The following is a 22,982-nucleotide window of genomic DNA, read 5'->3' as shown; positions in this document are numbered from 1 at the left end:
AAGTCAAATTTTAAATAATAGTTAAAGATTTTGTAGGGTGGGTATTACCCACCCAATTTACTTTCTGATGTTTATAGTCCACCATCATCAATGGTTTTAGATTTAGCTTTTGCCTTGTTGGCGCTGCGTTTAAGGGCAGAAAGTCTTGCCTCATATTTAGACCGTTGGCGCTTGCTAGGAGTATTATCAATCAAGGTTTTTAAAGCACTACCTAGACTCTTGTAAGCATTAGGTAGGCTGTAACCAAAGCGAGTTGCCAAAGCGATCGCTTTCTCGTCAGCATCAACTAATTCTACAAGTTGTTTGCCTCCATTATTCCTTTGGTACAGTCGCCAGCCAGAAACGCCACACAGCGCTAAAGCTAACACCAGTAACAATCCATCCTGTACCCACAATTCACCTACAGCACCGCCTAAACCGATGGCTAGTGCTGCCATTTCCCAACCATCTTTAGGAATTGTGTCATTTTGAACGCGGGCAACTTCATGCCAGAAAAGCAAATTACGCTGATCCATTGCCAGGGCATCCCATTTCACCAAGTCAATTTGAATTTCTACTTGGTCTTTACCAATTTCTTCGCAACGAACCAGGGGTGGATTGACCTCAGTTGTGCCTTCAACCGTGACCCAGCTCTGTAATTCTGGCGGTAATAAGCCTTTCAACCGCCGTAGTTCACTCATTTCCGCTTTGGCAGAGGAGGTTGCATAGGATGTCATAAAATCCAGCCCTAGAAAACTTCAGTATATAGTGAGGGTATCACTTTGGAGTATAGCTATTTCAGTGACCATTTGCCTCACTCGCTAGGAAAACTTCCACGCTTTTTCCTAGCTTCCATTGCTTTTTCTAGAATTTCTAACAATCCAGGAGCTTCTTCTTGAATACTTAGTAACATTCTTTCCCCAAGTTCTAAATTCCCTGGATCTTGACCTGTCACCATTACTTCCTTGAGACGAGGTAAGGCTATGTTATCGACAATTTGAATTAATCCACTCAAACAACGGTGAAATTGCTTTTCTGTAAGAATCGAGTCTTCTAGGGGAAACTCAATAATGGCACGGATTTCGCCATCAGATGGGTCATATTCCCATTGCAGCATTTTAGTTTCCCAAGAAATTGCCAGCATTGTCTGTAAGATCACTTCTTTGTAAGGATGATCTTGAACTCCCGCCAGAACTTGAGGTGCAAATACCCGGAAAAATTTTCCTTGCTCATCTAATTGGACAACTATTAAGAAATCTTCTAGGTTATCAGCTTCTACACCTGTGATAATCCGGTCTTCTACATCATCTAATCGGTAGTCCCAACCTAGTTTGTCTAAGTAATTAGCAATCTGTTTAAGATTAGCTCCCATAAAAGCCTCATAAGAAACGGTGGAGCGGCTGTTACCAGAACTAGTTTAACCTGCTAGCGGCAGATGCTTAGGTTGGTGTGGCTACTGCTCCTCTTTTAGAAGTATGCAATGAATTTTTGCACAATAGCTTAGCTTTTTTGCTCATTTATCTAGATTCCATGAACTGAGCAAGCTTTGATTTTAAAAGTGAGCATGAGGACCAGAAATCTGACACTTTCCCATAAGATCCCCGACTTTTTAAGAAAGTCGGGGATCTTAGCATTCCAAGCATTATAAAGATTTAAAAAATCAATAAAATCCTCAAATACCGCTTGGTGAAAGGAAAATGCCATATAAGTGCTGAAAAAGTTTTATATTACAAGCATCTACCTGTTAGACACAATTATTTTCCTGACTCATACATTTATTATTTTCTAGTTTCCTGAAAGTTTATGCAAAAATCAGCTTTAATTCTAGCGATCGCGCCTTTAATCTTGACTATGACTGCTTGTAGCGGTAATTCAGGGCAAACAGCAAACACAAGCGATCGCTGGGATACAGTTAAAAACCGTGGTAAATTAATTTGCGGCGTTAGTGGCGAAGTACCAGGGTTTAGCTTTGTGGGAACTGGTGGGAAATACAGCGGCATTGATGTGGATGTTTGCCGCGCTGTAGCAGCAGCTGTGTTTGACAATCCAGATGCAGTAGAATTTCGCAATCTCAATGCCAAAGAACGATTTACAGCTTTACAAACTGGTGAAGTTGATGTACTCAGTCGTAACACTTCTTGGACATTGAGTCGTGATACCTCAGTTGGTTTAGAATTTGCGCCTGTCGTCTTCTATGACGGTCAAGCCATCATGGTTAATAAAAATAGCGGTATTAAGTCCATAGCAAACTTGAAAAATAAAGCAATATGCGTTCAAACTGGTACTACTACTGAACAAAATTTAGCAGACCAAATGCGAAAACGGGGTATCACTTATAAACCTGTTGTTTTTGAAGACGTAAATATTACCTTTGCGACTTATGCTGAAGGTCGTTGTCAAGGCATTACAGCTGATCGTTCGGCATTAGTAGCTCGGCGTACCACTCTACCCAAACCAGAAGATAATGTAATTCTTGATGAAGTCATTTCTTCCGAGCCACTTGCACCAGCAGTTGCTCAAGGAAATCCTAAGTTAGCAAATACTGTCAAGTGGGCGGTTTTTTCCTTAATTAAAGCCGAAGAGTTAAATATTAATTCCCAGAATGTAGGACAGTTTGCCAATAATAACGACCCAGATATTAAGCGCTTTTTAGGTACAGAAGGTAATCTTGGTCAGGGACTTGGTTTAACAAATGACTTTGCTGCCAGAATTGTTAAACATGTTGGTAACTACGGCGAAATTTACAATCGCAACCTTGGACCAAAGACTAAACTCAATTTAGAACGTGGGGAAAATAAACTATGGAAGCAAGGAGGACTATTGTATTCTCCGCCGTTCCGATAAGAAGCAGAAGAGGCAGGGGAGCAGCACTTCGACTACGCTCAGTGACCGGAGCAGGGGAGGCAGGGGAGACAAGGGGACAAGGGGACAGTTCTTTCCCCAATTCTCTAATTCTCCTTGTCCCCAATTCCTCTTCTTCCCCATGCCCCATGCCCCATGCCCATTAACCAATGATAAATTCCAAACCACCTATATGGCGCGATCGCCGATTTTGGTTGATTGCAACGCAATTAATCGCCGTATTTTTAGCCGTAATTGTAGTCACAATAATTTGGGGTAATCTCATCCGTAATTTGCAGCAATTAGGCATTCAATTTGGATTTGATTTTCTCAAGCAGCAAGCTTCATTTGATATTGGTGAAACGATAATTAACTACAATCCAACTGATACCTATAGTCGCGCTTTGTGGGTGGGGTTAATTAACTCATTGCGGATAGCAGTGATGGGAATTTTTTTGACTACAATTGTGGGGATAACTGCTGGCATTGCTCGGTTATCTGATAACTGGTTAGTACGGAAAATTGCTCTAGTGTATGTAGAAATTTTCCGCAATACGCCTTTATTATTGCAATTATTGTTTTGGTACTTTGCCGTTTTCTTAAGTTTTCCCCAGCGAGAAAATCAGATTTCTGTTTTGGGGTTTGCTGGTCTGAGTCAAAATGGTTTAGAACTACCTTGGTTTAATTTGTCTCCAGAGTTTTCGGCTTTGCTGCTGGGGTTGGTTTTCTACACGGGTGCTTTTATTGCCGAAATTGTCCGAGGTGGGATTCAATCAGTACCCAAAGGACAATGGGAAGCAGCGCGATCACTGGGGCTAAAACCAAGGTTAGTAATGCGATTAGTAGTTTTCCCTCAAGCTTTGCGGGTAATCATTCCCCCATTGACAAGTCAATATTTAAATTTGACGAAAAATTCTAGTTTAGCGATCGCCATCGGCTACCCTGATATTTATTTTGTCGCCTCTACCACTTTTAACCAAACAGGAAAAGCTGTAGAAGTCATGTTGCTAATTATGCTTACTTATCTTACTCTTAGCTTGACTATTTCTATAGTAATGAATTTGTTTAATCGCACTGTGCAAATTTCAGAAAGGTAAGTAAGCAAGTCAAACCAATTCGCAATGACGCTTGCAGACTCGCTAACGCTACGTTCTAAGCGCAGCTAAGCTGCTGACACTAGAAATTGCGGTTTACATGAATTGGCCAACAAGTCATACACACTTACCTAACCAACTTCTAAGCAAGTCACAGCAAATACACGATTTATAGGCAAGTTAGGAATTTCTTTATTGTACATCCGAGCAACTTCAGAGACTGGCTTCATCCCGTAACGTTGAGCCAGCTTAATCGCTTCAAAATTGGAAGAAGGCACATCAAGAAACACCGGAGCATCAGAACCAAAAGCAAGCAAGGCGAGTAAGAGTTGCTCGGCAATCAGTTCATCGTCAGCATTCAATGGCCCAATCCGGAAACCCGTATGGCTTTGGCGGATGACTCCATAACCAACGATATGCTCATCTCTAACAACCCCATACGCAGCACTGTTTGGTTGCTTTATCCAAAGTTGTAGGAACTGCTTGCGTTCAGCCAAAAAAAGCTCTTGACTATAAGCAACTAACTGATCAATTGGTACAGTTTTGAGTTCTACAATGCCTTTCGGCGCAACGCCGCCGCCGAAAGCCTGATAACGAATATGACTATAGGCGATTTGAAAACCTGATTTGTGGTAATTCTCCTGTTGAGCAATCTCTCCATCTAAGCTAATGTTACGCTCAGTACCAAGGTATGCCATTGCTGCTTTCCACATCTTCATGCCAAAACCTCGCCCACGAAACTGCGGTTTGACAATATAAAAGCCAATAACGGCAAAGTGCTTAGAGTAAGCTACAGCCGAAATACTTGCCACAATTTCATTGTTCAATTCCCCCACAAAAAAACCGCATTGATCGGCTTGGTAAAAACATTCAGCATCATAAGTTCCTGGATTCCAGCCTTCAGCTGCTGCCCAATCAATTACTAGATCTAATTCTGACCTCCTCATTGGTCGAACGGTAAAATTGTCCATATACTCATTTCACCCCTACATACGGAAGCCCTAACCCAAAAGCAAATATTGACCCTGCCACCAAGTATATGCTTTACTCTCTACCATCTAAACGGTAATTACACGATTGTGGACCAAACAAATCGATATTATGAGCTAATCGGCATTTAAATTGCAACATAGCTACTATTGCCCTTGTTTTTTATCTTTGGAGCAAAATAATTAAAATTCTTTCCGTGACGTGCGGTAGCTCGCTCTCCTTAAGAGCTTGCTGCAACTGAGTAACTTGTTCCGAAGTTAAAAAGTTTTTGGCTGGTGGTGGCATAGTTATTTTCAATCGACTCTGCATTTATATTATGCAGCTTAAATGCCGATTAGCTTAAGCGAAAATTTTATTTTTTGCCTCATTAATCCAGTCGCTAAAAAAGTACCCTTAAGGGTAGTACCAAGAAACTATCAGTATCCCTAAAATAAGTAGGTCGATGTCAATAATTATCGCTGTAATAAAGTAGGAGGCAGCACTTCGGCTTACTTCGACTACGCCCTTCGGCTTGCTTCGACTGCGCGGCAGTTGAGCGAAGTCGAAACTCAGCAACCAACGCTCAGGCTAAACTCAGTACAAGTCGCTCAGTGACCAAGAGCATGGGAGAAAGAGTTTGAGCCTTATTTATTTTTATTTACATAGTTTGATTTTATTTCACCGACTTACTTAGTTTATTAATGAATTGTCAAGTAACTAAGAAAATATATCAAAAAGAAAAGCTACAGCAATCCGGTTTGATTTCTGAACTCACTTGTGTAAAAAGGGAAACCCGGACATAAAACCTTTCACGTTTTAAATGTTGATTTGATTTATTAACTTTTACATTTTCTGATCTCATCACTTTAGAGAATGTTGGAAGTGATATTTTTCTGCAACTAATTTTATCTATTATTTTTCTCTCATCAAATTTTAAAATATCCAAATAAATTTATTTTTGAAATTGCATAAACTACCAAATAATCTCTGATATCTTATCTAGACTTTCTTAATTATTTGTAGTTACCATCATAGCCAAAAACTCTACTTTATTTGGGAGATTAATCATGTTCGTAATGGATGACTCACCTATAGCTAATATCCTTGGGTTTACGGCATTAGCTAGTTATCTTATCACCTTACTTCCCACTATTCTGAAAGTTGTTTTTCCGCAAACTAAAGAAACTGGCATTCCCCAATTTCTTCTTAAACGCCGTCGCCTTATAGGTATTATTGCCTTTCTTTTGGCTTTAGGTCATGGATTCATGATGGTTCAAAAAAGAAACTTTGATTTTTTTGATCTGAAGACACTTTGGATCTACATCCAGGGAATAAGTACTTTGCTAATTTTTACGGTTTTAGCAATAACTTCTAATGATTGGAGTGTAAAAAAACTAAGAAAAAACTGGAAAAAATTACATAAATTGACTTACTTATCCATATTTATTTTGACTTGGCATATCTGGGACAAAATGTTAGGACATTGGACGTATTTAACACCAGTTAGCATTATTTCCACTATGACAATCGCAACTTTATTGATTATCCGTATGTGGATTGAGAACCTCAATAAACAACAAAAAATTGAGAGCAAAGTAATTCCTGAAAAAATTAACAAATAACCTCAATTTTGTTGCAAAATCTGTAAATGTAAGTTTTTTATATGGCAAGACTAATTGTTAAGAAAGTTACAGCAGTCTTAGTAATTACTTCTATATCAACTATATTTGGAATTGGCTGTGATAGATTGCCGTTGTCAAAGCAGGTTACGTCCAATGTTATTTCTTTACCCATCATTAAACCTACTCAAACTCTTAAAGGGCATTCAGCGTGGGTTTATGCGATCGCTATTAATTCAGACGGTAAAACTTTAGCCAGTGGTAGTTATGATGGCACAATTAAGATTTGGAATCTGCATACTGGCGAATTGCTCCACACTTTCAAAGGACATACTGATGCCATCTCATCTCTCTCCATTAACAATGATGACCATGTACTTGCTAGTGGTAGTTGGGATAACCGAATTAAATTGTGGAATTTAAAAACAGGTACTTTAATACGTACCCTTGATAGGCATAGAGATAATGTAGAGGCTGTTGCCATAAGTCCTAACGGCAAGTTGCTTGCCAGTAGCAGTGCTGATAATACCATTAAACTTTGGAATCAAGACACAGGACAAGAACTCTTGACACTCCAGGATGCAAAATGGGTGAAATCAGTTGCTTTTAGCCCTGATAGCCAGAAGTTAGCCTGTGGTACTACAAATGGCTTGATTCAAATTTGGCAGCTAAAAACTCGTAGTCCGACACTTATACGAACCCTGGCAAGGCATTCTCAAGCAGTACGCTCTGTTGCCTTTAGTACCGATGGGCAAACCCTAGTCAGCGGTAGTGAAGATAAAACCATCAAGCTCTGGCGGCTCAACGATGGCAAAATATTACGCACTCTCACAGGACATTCTGGAGCCGTGTGGTCAGTTGCCTTCAGCCCCAATGGACAAACTCTAGCCAGTGGTAGCTATGACAAAACACTCAAGCTTTGGCGGTTCAGCGATGGCAAACTTCTTGCCAACTTTGCAGGGCATACCAAATCTGTATGGTCTATCGTTTTCAGCCCAGATGGGCAGACCCTAGCAAGTAGTAGTAGTGACGAAACCATCAAACTGTGGTCTGTACCCCACGACACCACCTCTCATACTCAAGCATTTGAAAAGATCAAACATAATTAAACTTCTTGCAAAAGTCCTTATTCTTAGCTTCTTCTTTGCGTCTTTGCGTCTTTGCGTGAGACAAAAAGATATTTATGCAAGAGGTCTATTGATCAATGAGCAAGTTTAAATCAAATAATTTACCCAAGCTTTTAATATTTCTGGGGAACCATACCAAATTCCCGGACTTCGGGGAGAATGGTTAACTCCTGGAATCACAAGATTTTCCGCACCTTCTAGATGAGCAGCTGTAATGGGTGTGATCCCATCTCCCCAAGTATTACCGATGCCACAAGTTAGTTGATAACTGCTGTAAGCTAGCCAACTCCCTCTTCGCCTAGCCCCAAAAATTGTTTTTCCGGCTACGCAAACGTAACGTACATGTTTATAAAACGCTCCAGGGTAATTATTGCTGACAAAATCTAAATTTTGGCGTGTCCAGCGTTCTTGACTAATATGGGGTGTGCCTAGAGTAGTTAGAGTAGCAACCAAAGGATGAGCTTTCCAAACACAAGATTTGACTTCACCTCTGGCTGCGTAAGGCTGATCTCCTAAGTAAATACGAGAGATCCAACCCCCGGCGGAATGGCCAATCAAATTGACTTGAGTAGCCTGATATTTTTGCAACATTTGTTTTACTGTGCAATCAAGTTGTTGCAAAATTGGTGTTACAGGCCTGCCACCAATCGTAGGTATCCAGTCGCGTCGGCGCAGGGGTACTGTAACTGTGGGAAAACCCAACTGTTCTAGAGATTGTTCTAATTGACGATAGGCGATCGCGCTTTCTAAATATCCAGGCACAATAACAGTGGGTAATGGCATTTTGGCTTTTTAAAAAAAAGTAAAGTGAACCACAGTTTGAGACTAAACTGATGTGGTATGATTCAGCCTACAGTCCATCCCATTGACGAGCAAGCTCGTCATCTGTGACTGAAGCGTGACTCAGCGACTCAAATAAACATGGATATACATTTAGACTGATGTCACTATCCAACAGTGACAACTATCCTAAGTTTCAGTTTTTGCTGTGCATCTTTTTATAAAAATCGCCTTTTAAAAGCGATCGTTGTCTAGAGCTTTATCAGTAAGTGCAACTTTCCAAGTGCAATACTGCGTCATTAAAATAAAAACTTGAAAAAAAACTGATTTTGCTGTTTTGAGTACCAGCGCAAAAAGTTATTATTTTTAGAAGAACGCATCTATTGCAATCAAGATTAAATACTTTGCTAGTCAACTGCAACCGAGCTGAGTGAACGATAACAAATATGTCTTACGTCTCCTTGATAAAAAATATACCAGAAATCTTAGGTCAGCCAACTGGAATAGCGGCAATAGCTTCTCTTGGTATCCACGGTGCTATTGCATTGATTGTGCCATTGATGCCTGTAAATTCCAGTCAACCTAAAGAATCAACAGCACCAAAAACAGTCGGAATTTTGGAATTAAGCCAAGCTGACCAAAACCGTCTGCCACAAACTCCAGGTACTGCACCTCAAGTTGCTTTGCAACCGCAATTACCTCTGCAACCACAGTTACCTGCACAACAGCAATTTTCTCAGCAACTTCCTCCCAACCTGGACGCACAGACAACTGTGTTACCTCCATTACCATTACCTGCATATACCCAGCCAGTACTACCACCAATCGTCACCAGACCTGATAACTATCGGATTGCATCTTCACCCAAAGAACAGTCTTTACCTCAAGAACAATCTATGCAGGTAGTTCCGAAGGAAGACTTACGGTTTGATACTTCTGGTTTTAATGCTGCTGATCAAAAATTCACTAAAATTCCATCAGTTCCTCGTTTTAACGAGAAAGAAGTAGAGATAGCAACAGCATCTAAACCACTGCCTGTAGATAAATTACCAGCATTAAACTCAGCTAAACTACCGCGTGATTTGCTGAATGCTCCTACTCCCAGTCCTGTTAAGACCCCAATCACTAGCAATACAGTTCCACAAACTACTTTGCCTAGTAACGATGCATCTAAACTTGCTCAAAATCGACCGCTAGTAGCACCTGTAGGAAAAACTCCCAAACTTGGAGATGACTTAATCATTGCAAGGGAAAATATTCCTCAGTTGCGTCAAGGGTCTACACCTAAGATGCCTGATTTACCTACAAAAACAAGTCAACAGGCGCTGATCGCACAGGTCAACTCATACGAAGATTTAAGAAAAGCCCTTCAAAAGCAATACCCCAACTCGGAAGAAAAAGCGGTCATTCGTGACAGCGTTTCTACAAATAAACCGGGGCTTGAAGGTACGGTCTTAGGTTTTTTGGTAGTAGATCCTGAAGGTAAAGTTTTAGACATTAAGTTTCAAGACAAATCTCTTTCTCCTGACCTAAAATCAAAAGCCAGAGAATACTTTAATACAAAGGCTCCTAAAGGGGATAAGCAAACTAACCGTTATCCGTTTAGCTTGCGTTTTCAAAACAACACTGAAAATACTGCTGAAGCAACTCAAAAGCCAATACCAAACTTAGTTCTTCCCAAGCCATCATCTACCCCAGAAGTCACTAATCAACCAACACCAGCAGCTACTGTTAAACCATTACCCGGCCTGCGACTGAGAAATGATCAGCCAGCACCTAAACCAGCAGCCACCACTAAACCATTATCTACGCCAGAAGCTAATAGCACCCAGTCTTCGTCTGAAGAAGCTGATCAAAAGCTAATACAAAAGTTACGTGGTGTCAGGGAACAAAGAAAAAGTTCTGATACAGACAAATAAAAGAAGGAGCATGGGGCAATTAAGAGGAATTGGGGCAGGGTGCGGGGTGCAAGGGGGAGTTTGAAACTACTTACTTCGCACTATTCACTTGTGCTTAACACTCTTTCCTCTTCTCCCCTGCCCCCTGCTCCCCTGCTATCATTTACCAGCCTTGTTCAGCTTTTTGAAACACGTAACTGGCTACCTCCAAGATTTCTTGAGTGCTTAATTTGCTCTTGAAGGCGGGCATAGCATTTTTGCCATTTTGTACTTGATAGATAATCGCCTGAATAGAGTCGCTGTTATAGTTTTCTAGGTACTGAGACAGTGCTTCTTTTTTCAAAGTTTTTTGAGAAATGAGGATGTTGCCGCCACCTATATGACAAGCAGCACAGTTATTATTGAAGATCTGAGCAGCATTTGATGTTTGGGCGGCTAAGGCTGGCTGAATAAATGTCAATTTTAATAAAACGATCGCTGATAGCAATATTAATAAAAATACTCTCAAGATAGTCTCCTCGTAAGCAGCATCTAAAAACCTCAAGCCACTATTCTGGAGAGTATAAACCTTATTCGTTCTTGATACAGATAACTTTGAACAAAATTAGCGGTGACGAGTTTATTACCTCCATCGCCGCAGGGCGTTGAGCATTCTGGGCGGAAATAGGACTCGTCACTGCTATTTATCTATCGTTATGTGCCACTAGAAAAATGTGGCATATTTTGCTAATTTTGCTGAGTCAACCCAGAAAAATTATCTTGTGTCGATAGTGCTGTTTTTAGCCTTCAACAGTGATTTTACCAACCATGCCAGCTCCACGGTGTGGTTCGCAATAGAAGGTGTATTCACCAGCAGGTGCGTCTGCGGGGAAGGTTGTAGTTTGGGTTTGACCAGGACTCATCAACAACTGCTTATGAGATAGAGATTTTGCTAGGTCAGCACTCTTAGATGGGTTTTTGGCAGCATCAAACACAACATTATGGGGAGGCACTTTGTTATTCACCCATTCAATTGTGTCGCCTGGTTTAATTGTTAACTTTGCTGGTTCAAATGCCAGCATTCCTTTATCGCTACCCAGTTTCACCTGATGCGTTTCAGCCGCAGCACTAGGAGTAAAAACAGCAAAACTGCTAACAACTAAAAGAATCGTCAATACAGCTAAACTAAAGCGTCGCCAGCTTGCCGCAATCAATTTCATGTGTCTCTCCTAACAAATAGTTTTTATTTTCCTTATTCCATTTTAAATTCAATTAACGCTAAATATGACAATCTGTCGTAGATGCAATTTTTTTTTTAACAATGACGAAAAATCGATAGCAATAACTATTTAGGGAACAGGGAACAGGGAACAGGGAGAAAGGTAAGAGACAAAGAGACAGTTCTTCTTTCTCTGCACCCCTCACCATGCCCCATGCCCTATGCCCTATGCCCTATGCCCAATCATGAGGTTTTTAGTAATAAATCTTACCGCCTCCCCATTTGTCACCAACAACTTTTGGTTGTAGGAGAATATGACCCGCGATCGCTTCTAAGTCATCATCCGTCAGATTTCTCATTTCTGTGAAAATATCTGCGCTCTTGATGCTGGGATGTAATTCGGAAATTTCCTCTTCACCATCATAGGTAGTAGGATTTTTCATATAATCCACCAAACCTTCAATGTTGTTACGGTTTGGTGATGCCAGTGCTAGCGCTTCTGGTTCCAGTCCTACGTTTTGGTTGGTCTTGGTAACGCCTCCAACATGACATTGGGCACAAGCATACTGAAATAAGCGTTTGCCTTCTTTGACTTGTTTTAGGCTGAGTACGACGGTATCGCCCTGATCATTCAATGGCACTGTTCGGATAGCTTTGTCCATTTCCACTGCTGTCGCGCTACTAACACTCAGCTGGAATGTTAGCAAAATGGTAGCTACAACAACGCCAATTAGTCTTCTAAACATGTTTCCCCTTAAAGATTTTGACGCTCAACACAGCTAAGAAAGCGATGCCCAATCTCCACGTTGCTAATTGCTAATGGCTGATGATTTTCGCCGTTAGTAATTAGCGAAAGTCCGAATATAGCCCTTTAAGTGACTTTGGTATCACCCATTGAGTTGCTAGTACCTCTTGGGTATATTTCAGACAATATTTGCGAAATAATTGCCTTTGCATCCTCTAACGCCAAACGGGTCTTTTGGTGTTTATAGGCAATTCCCAGTTGGTCGCACAGAGAAAACACTTCTTCTACAGGAATACTGTAGTCTGCTGCTATCTCTGCGATCGATAGGTCGGCAAAACCCATAATGTTTTTTTAACTGACAGATAGAGATTGAGTCGCTGTAATACCAATATCACGTTAAGAGTGCAATTTGTTGGCCAAAATATGGTTTGGGGATCATTAAGAAGCCAGAGAGGCTTTTGAAAAGAGCGATCGCTTCTTACTTACATCACACCTAAAAATCATCTCACTAACGATAGATAACTATATATACAATCAGATGGACAGAATACTTTAATAAACAAGGTAATATTTTTTTAATCCTGATAATTGCTGTGTTTTTAGGATCTCATGCAGTGGAATACTCACAATATTGTCGTCAATACTACCCCGACTATCAAGCGGGGTTTTCTTTTGATTAGACATACTCTGCGATCGCTTCTTTTTTATTTTCTCTAAATTACTGGACTTTTTATTCTCTGTGACTGTGCCTATTTTTACACAAAACATGTTTGCTTGAGACTTTAAAGTATGCTAAATCTTTATATATTACGTGTTTTTACAGTAAAAAAAAATTTATAGCTTTATTAAAGCTACCAACTACACAATATTTCACGGGGAATATAGATGAATATTTTACCAAAGTAAATATTTAAAGTCAGTAATGACAAATATATCTTGAAGTAGTTAGACTATTCTCCAAGAGATTACCGAGATTACAGCAAGGTAAATAGCTAAAGTTGTAAGACGCAAATATTTATAGAGAGTTAGAGTTCAGTAATCCACTCAAATTAACCGTAGTAGTCCAGCTACGGTTTTTTTGTGGCGATAAAATCATCTAGAGAAAAAATATTATTTAATCACGTCTGAGAATTTAATATATTTTTGGTGATTGTTCAGTATCAATATGGGGAAGAATATATTTTAAATCATGATTGATATCCTGTACTCCAGCTTTGTTTAACAAGGACTGGAGTTTTTTTATTTACATTTTTCTTGTATTAATACTAACTCTGTATTAAGATGCGCTTTAAAAACATAGACACGACAGCAGCTATCTTCTGAGGATGCCAAATGTGAGTCTACAGGGTGCTGCAAAGAGTGTAGGTAGCACAAAAAAAATGAAGCGCCTTCACAAAGAAACGGTATAAGTATAAAGCCGCAAAATCTGTAATTTTTATTGTAGCACAATACTGAAATTTTTCACTATAACTACTAGTATTTTTTTTGTCAATTGTTTATTTAATAAGAAATATTTAGTAATTTCACCGCGCCATAAATTACCTTTACATGAATACAAAAGAATATACAGTTTTTCACTTTTAAACTTTATGTTTTTAAAGAGCTTTGGTAGTTTAGTAGCGGTATTTGCACTTTCATTAGGTAGCACAGCGATCGCGCAGACAAGTCACAATAATCTGTATATTCAAGTAGGCTCTGATGGTAATGGACATCCAATGGCGCTTGACTTGGCATCAATTAAAGGAAACGAGTATACCCTTGTACAAAAGCACAGCGATGGTACAGCAAAAAGAACTCTTCGTGCTGCTTGTGGTCAGAGGAGGTTATTTTCCGAAAGACTGTCTATTTATACCTCGGTTGGAAAATTAACCCGTGATGATCAGACCAAGCGAGAGATTTTCCCTAAACCTGGGACTCCAGAAGCTAATTCAATGGAGATAGTTTGTCGAGGAAGGAATGCTCAAAAATAGAGGATGAGGGAATATAAGGGACATCTAGTCCCTAGTAGTTTACCAACCAAAAATTGCCATGTAGGTCGAGCAGGGGGAGCAGGGGGAGCAAGAATTGTTATTCAATCAGGCTTTTACCCCCCCTGCCACCCCTGCCGTTCATTATGCAAAGATGACTTGGTGTACTACTAGTCCCTAACCCCTAGAGACTGTTTTCAAACCCAACATTTACGTTGCTTTGTTGGGTTTCCTTACGTCAAACGCCACTTACTACCCTGCGGGTACTCCTTCGGAGAACTCGCAGAGTAGCCGCAGAAGCGTCTACAAGTCGGCAGAGCCGACGACAGTCGCCTCAAGTCGGGAAACCCCGAAGTTGCTCCACTTGGTGAGGCAGCCCGGTCTTGTTGTCCCAACAAAGAGGGACTGCTGAACCCGGAGGGGCAAAGCCCAAGACCACACTTCTCTTCGCCCACGGCGCTGTCTCCCCAACGCAGTGGCTCCCCAACCTACAGTTCGAGTTTAAAAACACGCCCTAGCTCCTAGCCCCTAACCCCTACTAGAAACTTTTACGAGGTTATATTGGTCTGATTCTCCAAATTCTGTAAGCAATCCCAATGTCTTTTTCTACTCAGGGCGTTCCAGGATTACCTGATTTAACACATCCCACAGAGCTAATCCAATTTGGAACTGATGTACTCAAAGCTTCACTATTATTGATATTTTTGATCGTAGCTTTGGGAGTGGCGATCGCTCTACTAAGTTTTACCTTGCGTCGCCATCAGCCAGAACAACTAATTTTTATTGGCGAGTGGGCTGTTCGTTACTCGCAACTATTGCGGGGATTGCAGCATTTAACTTTGGTATTAGTTCTGTTGGTGGTGGGATTTTTTCTTTGTTCCACTTTGGGTAATCGCTATCATTATTGGGAACAAGCAAAAGTCACTCAAGTAAACCAAAGTGTGGCCGGGGATAAACTAGAACAAGTTGCGCCCCAAATACGTTACGTTATTCAAGAGCCAATTACCTATACCAATCAAGTTAACGGCAAGATAGTTAAAGTCAATGATACGCAACAGGTCAACCGCTTTTTGACATTAGCTGGATCACAAATTCAAGTCAAGCTTGACCAAAATACCGATGTTCAAGGTCGCAGCGCCGTTTATCGCATAGATTACAGTGCTGACTACAAAGTTGTAAATCGACTCAAAGATATTAATAATTTTTTCTTTGAAGTACCACCACCCAACGGTTATTCGCTACTTTCTAACTATAAAGTAGAGCGCGATCGCATTCGATTAGAACCAACAAATCCCGGTAACTATAATTTTCCCTTTAGCCTACAACCAGGACAAGAAACTACATTTCGCGTCACCTACAAGGCTCAAGGAGGGTCACGTTGGGTTTATAGCGCCACTGGACAGTTGCTTTCTAACTTCCGCCTCACAGCGATTGCTAACTTTGCTGCTGCTGATTTTGCCAGCGGTATTGTACCTAATGAGATTAAAACTGATGCACGGGGTACTCAATTTACCTGGATATTTGATGACAATGTTTCGGTGAAAAACCCATTTGGAGTATTTACCAACACCAATCCTATTCGGAATACTGGGATTATTCCTCGTCTTTTATTGTTAGCACCAGCAATCTTTCTATGGTGGATATTATTATTATATTTATCGCTACCAATGAGTTTAAAAAATGTTGCGATCGCTGGTAGTATTTTCTTCGCTTGTTTATTGACTTTAACTTATCTGGCTCGCTTCATGAATGCTGAGTTAGCTTGGACGATGATCTCCTTAATTTTACTAATTTTGACATGGGGATTGGGGTTAACTCGGAGTGCTTCTTTAGCTGCGATCGTTTGTACTATTGCTGGTGCAGTATTGCCAGTTTTTGGATTATTAGTATCTTTTAGTGGTTTGACTCTCAGCGGTGCAGGTTTGCTTTCTGCTGTTTGGCTAGCGGTGCGTCACTGGTATGGCTGGTATGGTTTACAGCTAGATGACTTTAAAAAGTGAAACTTTATTTTGTATGCAAAAGCAAACAATTAAGTCATTCGTACATATTTACATTAGGAAAATTAGACCAGAGGCGCAAGCTGAACTTGATTGGTTTCGACAACAACCAACTTTAGCTTCAACAATCGAATATGCTGCACTTGCAGTTGACAGCAGGGGTAAAAGATGTTCACATCAACGGAGACTGAAAAAATCAACCCTTGAGCAAGCTAAACAAGATTTACTAGCTAATTTGAAATCAATTCAAATGTGCAAAAATTTCAATGATCTCTTTCTCTTAATCGATACGTTGCTGCAACCAATCAGTGGCGCAGGTGAGTTATACATTTACGATACTTCTCTAAGAATTGGTGTTAAGCTTAACTTGCTACCGATGGTGGTCTATTTGCACCGAGGAACACGAGTTGGAGCAGAAGCTTTAGGAGTGTGCAGTAAATTCAAAACCGTTGAGGTATCTAAACTGTCCTAAGATTTGCAACAACTTGAACCGCATGAAATAGAAGATTTTCTATGTATCTTTAAGTACAAATTTAAAGGTTTAAATGCAGAGAACGCTCAAGATGTGGTCGAGAAGATAAATGTAGTTAACTGGTGCAATCATTAAGTTGTTAAGTGAGTATAGACATTGACTTCTGGTAAGCTACAGTTGGTGTATCTTCAAAAGTAGCAACTTGCCAACACAAAAACAAGCAGACACTGCAATATTCCTTTGTCAGTTGCTTTCCAATTTGTACCAATCAATCCAAATTTTTCGTTACGACCAAAAGTTGAAAACAATTTACATTCAAGCTGGGATAGATGATGAAATAGCGCTCATAATTAATGAAAATGGTAGTTGGGAGTTTGTTATATGACACCGAATCTATCTCAGATGACAAATGCTGAATTAAAACAGTATCTTTCTAAACATAGGAATGACGAGGAAGCCTTTCGGTCTGCGTTAAAAGTTTTGATGCAGCGTCGTGACCCAGCTAATCGACAACCCTATCCTTTTGACCTTGCAAATCCTGAAAGTGAAGTCGAAGCTATTTTGAGAGAGAAGTTTAATCAAGCTGAGTAGCGGTGACCAAAACTTTTCTGCTCTTTTTACTTTTACCTGATCATAAATGAAAAATTTTAAAGAGCAGATAGCATAGATCAATCTGAGGCTAAGGATTGTGAGGAATAATGAAAGCTTTTCGCGCCTTGTTAGCTTTTACTCTAAGCAATGAGGTAATAGTAATGAAATTATTAGATGTTGTTGCTCTCACCGAAAACTTACCGAAGTTAGGATTGCATCGCGGTCAAGTAGGAACAATTGTAGAAGAATATGAACCTGGAGTTTTTGAAGTGGAATTTAGTGATTTAACAGGAAAAGCTTATGCATTAGAAACATTAAATGCTAATCAGCTAATGATTTTATATCATCAGCCAATTGATGAAAAGACATTAGTGTAAATGGGCATAATATAGTGTTGATTCTATTCAATGACAAAGATTATGACTGATTTAGTCCAAGAACTTTTGAAAAATTTTGATCATTTAACAGATTCAGAAAGATTAGAATTTACATCAGAGATTTTGAAGCGGATAATTCATTTAGACTTGCCGCTTTTATCTGATGAAGATTTAGTTCTGAATGCTGAAAGACTTTTTTTAGAGTTAGATAAACGAGAATCTGCTCATGAATAGTCCTCTTCGTGGGGAAGTTTGGCTTGTCGATCTAGGTTATGTAGCGAAAGTCAGACCATGCTTGATAATTAGTGTTCCTATTTTAGATCAAGACCGTGCATTATTTACTTTAATTCTACATACTACAAGCCCACGCGGTTCCAGATTTGAGGTGCAAGTCAAAGTTAATTTCCTTCAATAAGGAGTATTTGACGTACAAAATATTATCACAATTCCTCATGCTAAACTTCTACGCAAATTGGGAACTTTGACACCAGAGCAAATAACAGAAGTAGAGGAAGTACTACTTTTGTAGTTGGGATTTAAAGAGTAAGGCCAGAAGTAGTTTTTACATTGGTAACTTGCTTTGGTTTCGGTTTTTAGGTTTTGTTCTGACGTTCTTGGAGTTTCAGCATAATTTCTGCGTGCATCTCGCGGGTAATTGGGTAAAAATACGTTAATATTAAGCCACAAATTAAACAAATAGTTGGCAGTGGCCCAACTGCAATACGAATAGCCAATAGGGCTGAATCTGGTTGTGTTGGTAGTATACTTTGTCCTGCTACAGCTGATTGAAAACCGGATGCTTGCAAGGCATTACCTACTAGAAATAACCCGAAAGCTAAACCAAACTTTTGCAGTAAAACCATGAAGCCGTAAAAAATTCCTTCTCGGCGTTGTCCGGTTTGGAGTTCATCTAATTCAATCACATCTGGAATCATTGACCAGGGAACTAGATAAGCTGTAGATACGCCAACACCCGCCATGATAGCCATAATATACATTAAACCTATTTGACCAGGCTGTAAGAAAAATAGTCCAGCGGCGGCTATTATCCACAAACTCATTCCTAAAAAATAAACCAGTTTTTTGCCAATTTTTTTACTTAACGCAGTCCAAACGAATAACATCAGTAAGGCAGTTCCTTGGACTGCAATCATGACTGTGGGTACATCTGATTCTTGCAGACGCATACAGTTAATCACAAAGTAAGGAATAATACTGGCTGTAATCTGTACACCTAACCACGAAAAAAGATATATACCGATTACAAATAAAAAAGGGCGATTAGTAAAGACGATTTTTAATTGTTCAAAGAAAGGGATAGCTGGTGGTTCCTCAAGTTGGGTACGTTTTGCTTCAAAAGCTAAAATGTGATCGCGGACTCCAAAAACGCACCAATATAAAGATAAAATCGAAATTATAGTACAAACTGCTGCTAAAACTAGATATTGTTGTTGGCGATCGCTGATCAAAGAAAACACAACTTTTGATAAAATCAACGAAAGTATGCTGCCACCAATAGAAAATGTGAAGCGAAAACTATTGAGGCTAGTACGTTCGTCATAATCTTGAGTTAATTCTGGAGTCATTGCCGTGTAAGGCAAATTCACGACAGTATAAAACACCTGAGAAATTAATCCAATTGCTACGTAATACCAGAACAAAGGCCAAATATTAGCACTTTGGTCGGCACTAAATCGCGGTACAATCCACTGCAAGAAGAAGAAAATCCCAAAGGGAATTGCTCCATAAAGCATCCAAGGAAGACGACGACCCCAACGACGAGATTTAGTTTTATCCGTTAGTACTCCCACCATTGGATCATTTACTGCATCCCAAATTTTGCCAATCATTAAAACGCTGCCAGCTAAACCCGCCGGAATCCCAGCGACATTAGTAAAGAAAACTAATAAAAAAAATATCGAAATATTAGCAGTAATGGCTGGGCCTAAATCTCCTGCACCATAAGCTAGTTTTGTTTTAAAATCCAGTTTTTGACTTTCAGGAGTTTTTTGGGCATCATCAGCAAAATCGTTCATAAATACCTTGTGTTCATACTAAAATAAAGACTTTGTGTTGCCTTTAGTTTTAACTAAAAATTACTTCCCTTAAGTTTATGCCAGACCTTTATGTTTCTTGGTCAGATTATCACCAAAAAATTGAACAACTGGCTGCTCAAATTTATCAATCCGGTTGGCAATTCAATCAAATTGTCTGCCTTGCCAGAGGAGGACTGCGAGTAGGAGACATTCTTTCCCGTATATACCAACAGCCGTTGGCTATTCTAGCAACATCGTCTTACAGTGGCTCTGGTAAGCAAGCAAGAGGTAATTTAATATTCTCTCATCACTTAACGATGACTACCGAAAGCTTAGGTGAGCGTCTTCTTTTAGTGGATGACTTAGTAGATTCTGGAGTCACTCTCCAGCAGACTATCCCTTGGCTAGAGCAAAATAGTAATATTCCAATTGTAGAAATACGCACTGCCGTACTTTGGTATAAAGCCTGTTCAGTAATCAAACCCGATTATTATGTTGATTACTTACCAGACAACCCTTGGATTCATCAACCTTTTGAACATTACGAGCAGATGAACCCCGCAGAACTGGCAGCAAACATGAGTCAACTGTGTTGGTAAATACTTAGAAAAAGAAAGTATTTTGGGAATTAATCCTACTGACTATATCTGTGCGAGTAAAGTTTACTAAATTCCTTAATGTGCAATACTTTGGGCTGAGTACAAGATTTCCTAAACTCGTACGAATTAATACAAACTGTATTTGTTGCAAAATATCGTAGCAATTTAAACGCCATACCAATTTGATTCACCTCTACTCTGGGAAGCTTTATTTATGTTTTTTAAGCCAAAATTAAGCAAAAAAATTTTTTGAATTTACTCAAAAGCTTTATATATCAATACTTTTAGTTGCCAATGCTGTATTCTATTCTTGCTCGGTCGAGGCTGGGGGGGCTGGGGGAGCAGGGGGCGACCACCACTTTCCAAAAGTAAGAAATTCGCGGCGGGATTTTCTTACTTTTATTTGTCACAGCCAAGACTTATCAATGATTTTGAGAGCCATTGTTGCGTATCTCTATTGCCCAGTCGAAGCTGGGGAGGCTGGGGGGGAAAAACTGCGATCGCTGCTAATGTCGCGCAATCAAGGTATGCAGCATTGGCGGCTTAAAGCCTTACAAATTATTCACTTGAACAAGTAACCAATTCTCTTTCTTAACCCTCTTGTGTCACTTTAGTAGAAGCCAATCGCTCTCCAGCCTTCTGGAGCTTTAATTTCTGGGTTTTGGCTAGAAATTCTAGTTTCTGTTAGTAAATAAAGGCTCAAAGCTTGATTCAATCAAAGGTTGATAATTTCGCTTCGATTATTGTTTTCCAAAAGTGACATAACAGGGTTAATTGCCTTTCTTACTTATGCCCAATCCATCAATAAATCATCGTTGGCGACACTTAACAAGATTGAAGAATAAATAAACAGGAAGCAGCTGGATTTCTAGACGCATCCGTGCCTTAGAATGTTGGTTGCTCAAGTGTTATGGGAAGACTATATGTAAAGTTATTATTTTCGTTTCGGACACAACGTACTGTAAAGTTTTATGGATGTGCAAATTCGTTTATCAAAAGCTGAAGATTTAGAGAATATTTTGAAACTACAAGCTGAGTCACTTAGAGCATTATCACCAAATTATAATTTCAATCAGATTGAGTCTTTAATAAGAAATCAAAGATTAGCAAGATTACAGATTAATGAGAGCATAATTGTAGCAAAATATAATAATCAAATAGTTGGATTTGCATCTCTTCTAAATCAACAGCCTAGGATAGGTGGTATATATGTTCATCCAAATTTTGTGCGTCAAGGTATAGGTACACAGATGCTTGGTGCTATAGAAGAAATAGCTAGACAAAATAAATATAAAGTCATCGAGGTAATATCATCTTTATCATCAGTAAATTTTTATCAAAAAAGTGGTTATCAGATAATTCGTGAATCAGATTTTTACTGTGAAAATAATGTTTGGATAACTTGCGTCAACTTAGAAAAGCAGTTAATGAATTTAACAGAAATTGAGCAGATGTGCCTTTGGTTTAAAAAATTATTCTTCTAAATTTTCCTTAAGGTAGTGACTGTGGTGATTATGTAGCGAACTTCTTTTTGCCTATGCGAACGCACTTCCGTTAGTAACAGTGAAGCGTAAAATATTTCAACTTCTTCCTTATGTTCAGCCTTCATAGAGATGTTGTCTTTCCCATATATCACGACATTGAAGGAGAAGCGATCGCTCATGTAGGTTAGTCTAGGACTGAATACTTTACTTCAGGTGCTTTTAACTTCCATGTTGTCCTAAGTAAACACCTGATTCACATCATTAAATAATTATGGTTTGGAGAATCATTACTGATGAATTGTTGGAGCGTTGTAAATCTGGGGAGCGTAACTTTAATGGAATTGAGTTGATTCGCATTGTTGGCGAGATGGGCGAAAGAGACGGAGTTAGTGGTTTGATTACTGGACTCGAAGGTGCTGACTTGCAGGGTATTAGCTTGCGAGGAGCTAATCTTGAAGATGTCGATTTGAGCGGGGCTAATTTGACTGGATCTGATTTGTTCGGGGCTTATTTGGGTGGAGCTGGTTTGGTAAAAACTATTCTCAGAGACGCTAATTTATTCTCCGCTAACCTAAGTAATGCTAATTTAACTGGTGCTGATTTGACTAAGGCTAACTTGAGTCATGTAAAAGCAGTTGGTACTGTTTTCATTGGTGCCAAAATTGGTTACTTTCAACGTGCTGATTTGACTCATGCTGACTTCCGAGACTCCGATGTCAACGGAGAAGGTCTTTGCAGAAAGTTCAATGTAATCTGGCATACTACCATGCCCGATGGCACAATTCAAGAAGGCCCTTACTGTGTATGGTAGTAGTTCTTCTTTAGTTACAACTATTAAGTGAGCAGGTTCAATAATATTATTCTTGTCCTAATATTTGTAATGCTACCTGCGATTTTCAATAGTTTGTTGAATATTTGTAGGAATTTTGCATAAAAAATTATAATTCTCTCCCAGCCACCCCAGCTTGCAAGGCGCGACTGAGCAAGGAAGTTGCACAGCACTGGCGGCTGAAAACCTTATAAATTAGATAATTGACCTCCTTATAAAATTTCACAAATTACTTTATTCTTACTTGCTGATATCCATCACTGCTCGGTCTACAAGCAGTGATTATCACTTTTTAATGTTTTATCCATAGCCTGATAACTTTGACCGTGTTATTAGTAGTATTTTCGCCAATTGCAACTAATGCTGTTAAGTTAGTGGGT

The 22,982-nt window shown here is 39.5% G+C and carries 25 protein-coding genes and 1 pseudogene; 16 read left to right on the top strand and 10 right to left on the bottom strand.

Annotated features, from left to right (window positions below):
• Positions 1 to 71: 71 nt before the first annotated feature.
• Both QI031_RS28510 and QI031_RS28505 read right to left on the bottom strand, forming a co-directional pair.
• Positions 72 to 716 (bottom strand): DUF3318 domain-containing protein, encoded by a 645-nt coding sequence (locus QI031_RS28510; protein ID WP_281482920.1) that lies wholly within the window; start codon positions 714 to 716, stop codon positions 72 to 74.
• Positions 717 to 793: 77 nt separating this feature from the next.
• On the bottom strand, positions 794 to 1,351 hold the full coding sequence (locus QI031_RS28505; protein ID WP_281482919.1) for a hypothetical protein: 558 nt from the start codon (positions 1,349 to 1,351) through the stop codon (positions 794 to 796).
• 431 nt (positions 1,352 to 1,782) lie between these two features.
• On the opposite strand from QI031_RS28505, the gene QI031_RS28500 reads away from it, so the two are divergent.
• Both QI031_RS28500 and QI031_RS28495 read left to right on the top strand, forming a co-directional pair.
• Positions 1,783 to 2,823, top strand: a complete 1,041-nt coding sequence (locus QI031_RS28500) for an amino acid ABC transporter substrate-binding protein (protein WP_281482918.1) — start codon at positions 1,783 to 1,785, stop codon at positions 2,821 to 2,823.
• A 167-nt stretch (positions 2,824 to 2,990) separates the two neighbouring features.
• Positions 2,991 to 3,917, top strand: a complete 927-nt coding sequence (locus tag QI031_RS28495) for an amino acid ABC transporter permease (protein ID WP_281482917.1) — start codon at positions 2,991 to 2,993, stop codon at positions 3,915 to 3,917.
• A gap of 128 nt (positions 3,918 to 4,045) precedes the next feature.
• On the opposite strand, the gene QI031_RS28490 is transcribed toward QI031_RS28495, so the two are convergent.
• Complete coding sequence (locus tag QI031_RS28490; protein WP_281482916.1) at positions 4,046 to 4,885, bottom strand: GNAT family N-acetyltransferase; 840 nt, start codon at positions 4,883 to 4,885, stop codon at positions 4,046 to 4,048.
• 187 nt (positions 4,886 to 5,072) lie between these two features.
• A pseudogene (locus QI031_RS28485) lies at positions 5,073 to 5,189 on the bottom strand (IS630 family transposase); the annotation flags it as partial.
• 770 nt (positions 5,190 to 5,959) lie between these two features.
• Here QI031_RS28485 and QI031_RS28480 point away from each other — a divergent pair.
• Both QI031_RS28480 and QI031_RS28475 read left to right on the top strand, forming a co-directional pair.
• Entirely contained in the window at positions 5,960 to 6,505 is a 546-nt protein-coding gene (locus QI031_RS28480; protein WP_281482915.1) for a ferric reductase-like transmembrane domain-containing protein, read from the top strand.
• Positions 6,506 to 6,546: 41 nt separating this feature from the next.
• The gene (locus QI031_RS28475; protein ID WP_281482914.1) at positions 6,547 to 7,611 is read left to right on the top strand and encodes a WD40 repeat domain-containing protein; all 1,065 of its coding nucleotides are present in this window, start codon (positions 6,547 to 6,549) and stop codon (positions 7,609 to 7,611) included.
• Positions 7,612 to 7,716: 105 nt separating this feature from the next.
• On the opposite strand, the gene QI031_RS28470 is transcribed toward QI031_RS28475, so the two are convergent.
• Positions 7,717 to 8,412, bottom strand: a complete 696-nt coding sequence (locus tag QI031_RS28470) for an esterase/lipase family protein (RefSeq protein ID WP_281482913.1) — start codon at positions 8,410 to 8,412, stop codon at positions 7,717 to 7,719.
• A 443-nt stretch (positions 8,413 to 8,855) separates the two neighbouring features.
• On the opposite strand from QI031_RS28470, the gene QI031_RS28465 reads away from it, so the two are divergent.
• Entirely contained in the window at positions 8,856 to 10,328 is a 1,473-nt protein-coding gene (locus QI031_RS28465; protein ID WP_281482912.1) for a hypothetical protein, read from the top strand.
• A 142-nt stretch (positions 10,329 to 10,470) separates the two neighbouring features.
• Here QI031_RS28465 and petJ read toward each other — a convergent pair whose 3' ends face one another.
• From petJ to QI031_RS28445, 4 genes are all read right to left on the bottom strand, one after another.
• Positions 10,471 to 10,815 (bottom strand): cytochrome c6 PetJ, encoded by a 345-nt coding sequence (gene petJ / locus QI031_RS28460; protein WP_281486148.1) that lies wholly within the window; start codon positions 10,813 to 10,815, stop codon positions 10,471 to 10,473.
• Between the two features lie 271 nt (positions 10,816 to 11,086).
• Positions 11,087 to 11,506 (bottom strand): plastocyanin, encoded by a 420-nt coding sequence (gene petE / locus QI031_RS28455; RefSeq protein ID WP_281482911.1) that lies wholly within the window; start codon positions 11,504 to 11,506, stop codon positions 11,087 to 11,089.
• Between the two features lie 253 nt (positions 11,507 to 11,759).
• Positions 11,760 to 12,251: a photosystem II cytochrome c-550 gene (gene psbV / locus QI031_RS28450; RefSeq protein WP_281482910.1), complete on the bottom strand. Its 492-nt coding sequence runs from the start codon at positions 12,249 to 12,251 to the stop codon at positions 11,760 to 11,762.
• Between the two features lie 125 nt (positions 12,252 to 12,376).
• Complete coding sequence (locus QI031_RS28445; protein ID WP_281482909.1) at positions 12,377 to 12,592, bottom strand: hypothetical protein; 216 nt, start codon at positions 12,590 to 12,592, stop codon at positions 12,377 to 12,379.
• A gap of 1,247 nt (positions 12,593 to 13,839) precedes the next feature.
• Between QI031_RS28445 and QI031_RS28440 the strand changes: the two genes are divergently transcribed.
• The 8 genes from QI031_RS28440 (at position 13,840) to QI031_RS28410 (ending at position 18,069) form a co-directional block, all read left to right on the top strand.
• Positions 13,840 to 14,220, top strand: coding sequence for a hypothetical protein (locus tag QI031_RS28440; protein ID WP_281482908.1), 381 nt, complete (start codon positions 13,840 to 13,842; stop codon positions 14,218 to 14,220).
• 593 nt (positions 14,221 to 14,813) lie between these two features.
• Positions 14,814 to 16,217, top strand: a complete 1,404-nt coding sequence (locus QI031_RS28435; RefSeq protein ID WP_281482907.1) for a hypothetical protein — start codon at positions 14,814 to 14,816, stop codon at positions 16,215 to 16,217.
• Between the two features lie 13 nt (positions 16,218 to 16,230).
• Positions 16,231 to 16,686 carry a hypothetical protein gene (locus tag QI031_RS28430; RefSeq protein WP_281482906.1) on the top strand — a complete coding sequence of 152 codons (456 nt, stop codon included), beginning with the start codon at positions 16,231 to 16,233 and terminating at the stop codon, positions 16,684 to 16,686.
• Positions 16,687 to 16,888: 202 nt separating this feature from the next.
• Positions 16,889 to 17,071: a DUF6888 family protein gene (locus QI031_RS31840; RefSeq protein WP_425525996.1), complete on the top strand. Its 183-nt coding sequence runs from the start codon at positions 16,889 to 16,891 to the stop codon at positions 17,069 to 17,071.
• The gene (locus QI031_RS28425) at positions 17,068 to 17,277 is read left to right on the top strand and encodes a DUF6887 family protein (RefSeq protein WP_281482905.1); all 210 of its coding nucleotides are present in this window, start codon (positions 17,068 to 17,070) and stop codon (positions 17,275 to 17,277) included. The genes QI031_RS31840 and QI031_RS28425 overlap by 4 nt, the downstream gene beginning before the upstream one ends.
• Positions 17,278 to 17,438: 161 nt before the next feature.
• The gene (locus QI031_RS28420) at positions 17,439 to 17,654 is read left to right on the top strand and encodes a DUF4926 domain-containing protein (RefSeq protein ID WP_281486147.1); all 216 of its coding nucleotides are present in this window, start codon (positions 17,439 to 17,441) and stop codon (positions 17,652 to 17,654) included.
• A gap of 42 nt (positions 17,655 to 17,696) precedes the next feature.
• Positions 17,697 to 17,888 carry a hypothetical protein gene (locus QI031_RS28415; RefSeq protein WP_281482904.1) on the top strand — a complete coding sequence of 64 codons (192 nt, stop codon included), beginning with the start codon at positions 17,697 to 17,699 and terminating at the stop codon, positions 17,886 to 17,888.
• Entirely contained in the window at positions 17,881 to 18,069 is a 189-nt protein-coding gene (locus tag QI031_RS28410) for a type II toxin-antitoxin system PemK/MazF family toxin (protein WP_281482903.1), read from the top strand. The genes QI031_RS28415 and QI031_RS28410 overlap by 8 nt, the downstream gene beginning before the upstream one ends.
• A 178-nt stretch (positions 18,070 to 18,247) precedes the next feature.
• Here QI031_RS28410 and QI031_RS28405 read toward each other — a convergent pair whose 3' ends face one another.
• Positions 18,248 to 19,690 (bottom strand): MFS transporter, encoded by a 1,443-nt coding sequence (locus QI031_RS28405; RefSeq protein ID WP_281482902.1) that lies wholly within the window; start codon positions 19,688 to 19,690, stop codon positions 18,248 to 18,250.
• Positions 19,691 to 19,767: 77 nt separating this feature from the next.
• On the opposite strand from QI031_RS28405, the gene QI031_RS28400 reads away from it, so the two are divergent.
• The 3 genes from QI031_RS28400 to QI031_RS28390 all read left to right on the top strand — a co-directional run bounded on the left by QI031_RS28400 (position 19,768) and on the right by QI031_RS28390 (position 22,584).
• On the top strand, positions 19,768 to 20,289 hold the full coding sequence (locus tag QI031_RS28400) for a phosphoribosyltransferase (RefSeq protein ID WP_281482901.1): 522 nt from the start codon (positions 19,768 to 19,770) through the stop codon (positions 20,287 to 20,289).
• Positions 20,290 to 21,260: 971 nt separating this feature from the next.
• Complete coding sequence (locus tag QI031_RS28395; protein WP_281482900.1) at positions 21,261 to 21,773, top strand: GNAT family N-acetyltransferase; 513 nt, start codon at positions 21,261 to 21,263, stop codon at positions 21,771 to 21,773.
• 271 nt (positions 21,774 to 22,044) lie between these two features.
• Positions 22,045 to 22,584 (top strand): pentapeptide repeat-containing protein, encoded by a 540-nt coding sequence (locus tag QI031_RS28390; RefSeq protein ID WP_281482899.1) that lies wholly within the window; start codon positions 22,045 to 22,047, stop codon positions 22,582 to 22,584.
• The last annotated feature ends 398 nt before the right edge of the window (positions 22,585 to 22,982 follow it).

The organism is Halotia branconii CENA392, from assembly GCF_029953635.1.
Classification (GTDB): domain Bacteria; phylum Cyanobacteriota; class Cyanobacteriia; order Cyanobacteriales; family Nostocaceae; genus Halotia; species Halotia branconii.
Note: the sequence above shows the minus strand (reverse complement) of the source record. Positions and strands in the feature narration are given on the sequence as shown.

What these genes read in the sequence shown, in the direction of transcription:
- QI031_RS28510 (WP_281482920.1), bottom strand. Translation starts at nt 716, where the DNA reads ATGACATCCTATGCAACCTCCTCTGCCAAAGCGGAAATGAGTGAACTA.
- QI031_RS28505 (WP_281482919.1), bottom strand. Translation starts at nt 1,351, where the DNA reads ATGGGAGCTAATCTTAAACAGATTGCTAATTACTTAGACAAACTAGGT.
- QI031_RS28500 (WP_281482918.1), top strand. Translation starts at nt 1,783, where the DNA reads ATGCAAAAATCAGCTTTAATTCTAGCGATCGCGCCTTTAATCTTGACT.
- QI031_RS28495 (WP_281482917.1), top strand. Translation starts at nt 2,991, where the DNA reads ATGATAAATTCCAAACCACCTATATGGCGCGATCGCCGATTTTGGTTG.
- QI031_RS28490 (WP_281482916.1), bottom strand. Translation starts at nt 4,885, where the DNA reads ATGGACAATTTTACCGTTCGACCAATGAGGAGGTCAGAATTAGATCTA.
- QI031_RS28480 (WP_281482915.1), top strand. Translation starts at nt 5,960, where the DNA reads ATGGATGACTCACCTATAGCTAATATCCTTGGGTTTACGGCATTAGCT.
- QI031_RS28475 (WP_281482914.1), top strand. Translation starts at nt 6,547, where the DNA reads ATGGCAAGACTAATTGTTAAGAAAGTTACAGCAGTCTTAGTAATTACT.
- QI031_RS28470 (WP_281482913.1), bottom strand. Translation starts at nt 8,412, where the DNA reads ATGCCATTACCCACTGTTATTGTGCCTGGATATTTAGAAAGCGCGATC.
- QI031_RS28465 (WP_281482912.1), top strand. Translation starts at nt 8,856, where the DNA reads ATGTCTTACGTCTCCTTGATAAAAAATATACCAGAAATCTTAGGTCAG.
- petE (WP_281482911.1), bottom strand. Translation starts at nt 11,506, where the DNA reads ATGAAATTGATTGCGGCAAGCTGGCGACGCTTTAGTTTAGCTGTATTG.
- psbV (WP_281482910.1), bottom strand. Translation starts at nt 12,251, where the DNA reads ATGTTTAGAAGACTAATTGGCGTTGTTGTAGCTACCATTTTGCTAACA.
- QI031_RS28445 (WP_281482909.1), bottom strand. Translation starts at nt 12,592, where the DNA reads ATGGGTTTTGCCGACCTATCGATCGCAGAGATAGCAGCAGACTACAGT.
- QI031_RS28440 (WP_281482908.1), top strand. Translation starts at nt 13,840, where the DNA reads ATGTTTTTAAAGAGCTTTGGTAGTTTAGTAGCGGTATTTGCACTTTCA.
- QI031_RS28435 (WP_281482907.1), top strand. Translation starts at nt 14,814, where the DNA reads ATGTCTTTTTCTACTCAGGGCGTTCCAGGATTACCTGATTTAACACAT.
- QI031_RS28430 (WP_281482906.1), top strand. Translation starts at nt 16,231, where the DNA reads ATGCAAAAGCAAACAATTAAGTCATTCGTACATATTTACATTAGGAAA.
- QI031_RS28425 (WP_281482905.1), top strand. Translation starts at nt 17,068, where the DNA reads ATGACACCGAATCTATCTCAGATGACAAATGCTGAATTAAAACAGTAT.
- QI031_RS28420 (WP_281486147.1), top strand. Translation starts at nt 17,439, where the DNA reads ATGAAATTATTAGATGTTGTTGCTCTCACCGAAAACTTACCGAAGTTA.
- QI031_RS28415 (WP_281482904.1), top strand. Translation starts at nt 17,697, where the DNA reads ATGACTGATTTAGTCCAAGAACTTTTGAAAAATTTTGATCATTTAACA.
- QI031_RS28410 (WP_281482903.1), top strand. Translation starts at nt 17,881, where the DNA reads ATGAATAGTCCTCTTCGTGGGGAAGTTTGGCTTGTCGATCTAGGTTAT.
- QI031_RS28405 (WP_281482902.1), bottom strand. Translation starts at nt 19,690, where the DNA reads ATGAACGATTTTGCTGATGATGCCCAAAAAACTCCTGAAAGTCAAAAA.
- QI031_RS28400 (WP_281482901.1), top strand. Translation starts at nt 19,768, where the DNA reads ATGCCAGACCTTTATGTTTCTTGGTCAGATTATCACCAAAAAATTGAA.
- QI031_RS28395 (WP_281482900.1), top strand. Translation starts at nt 21,261, where the DNA reads ATGGATGTGCAAATTCGTTTATCAAAAGCTGAAGATTTAGAGAATATT.
- QI031_RS28390 (WP_281482899.1), top strand. Translation starts at nt 22,045, where the DNA reads ATGGTTTGGAGAATCATTACTGATGAATTGTTGGAGCGTTGTAAATCT.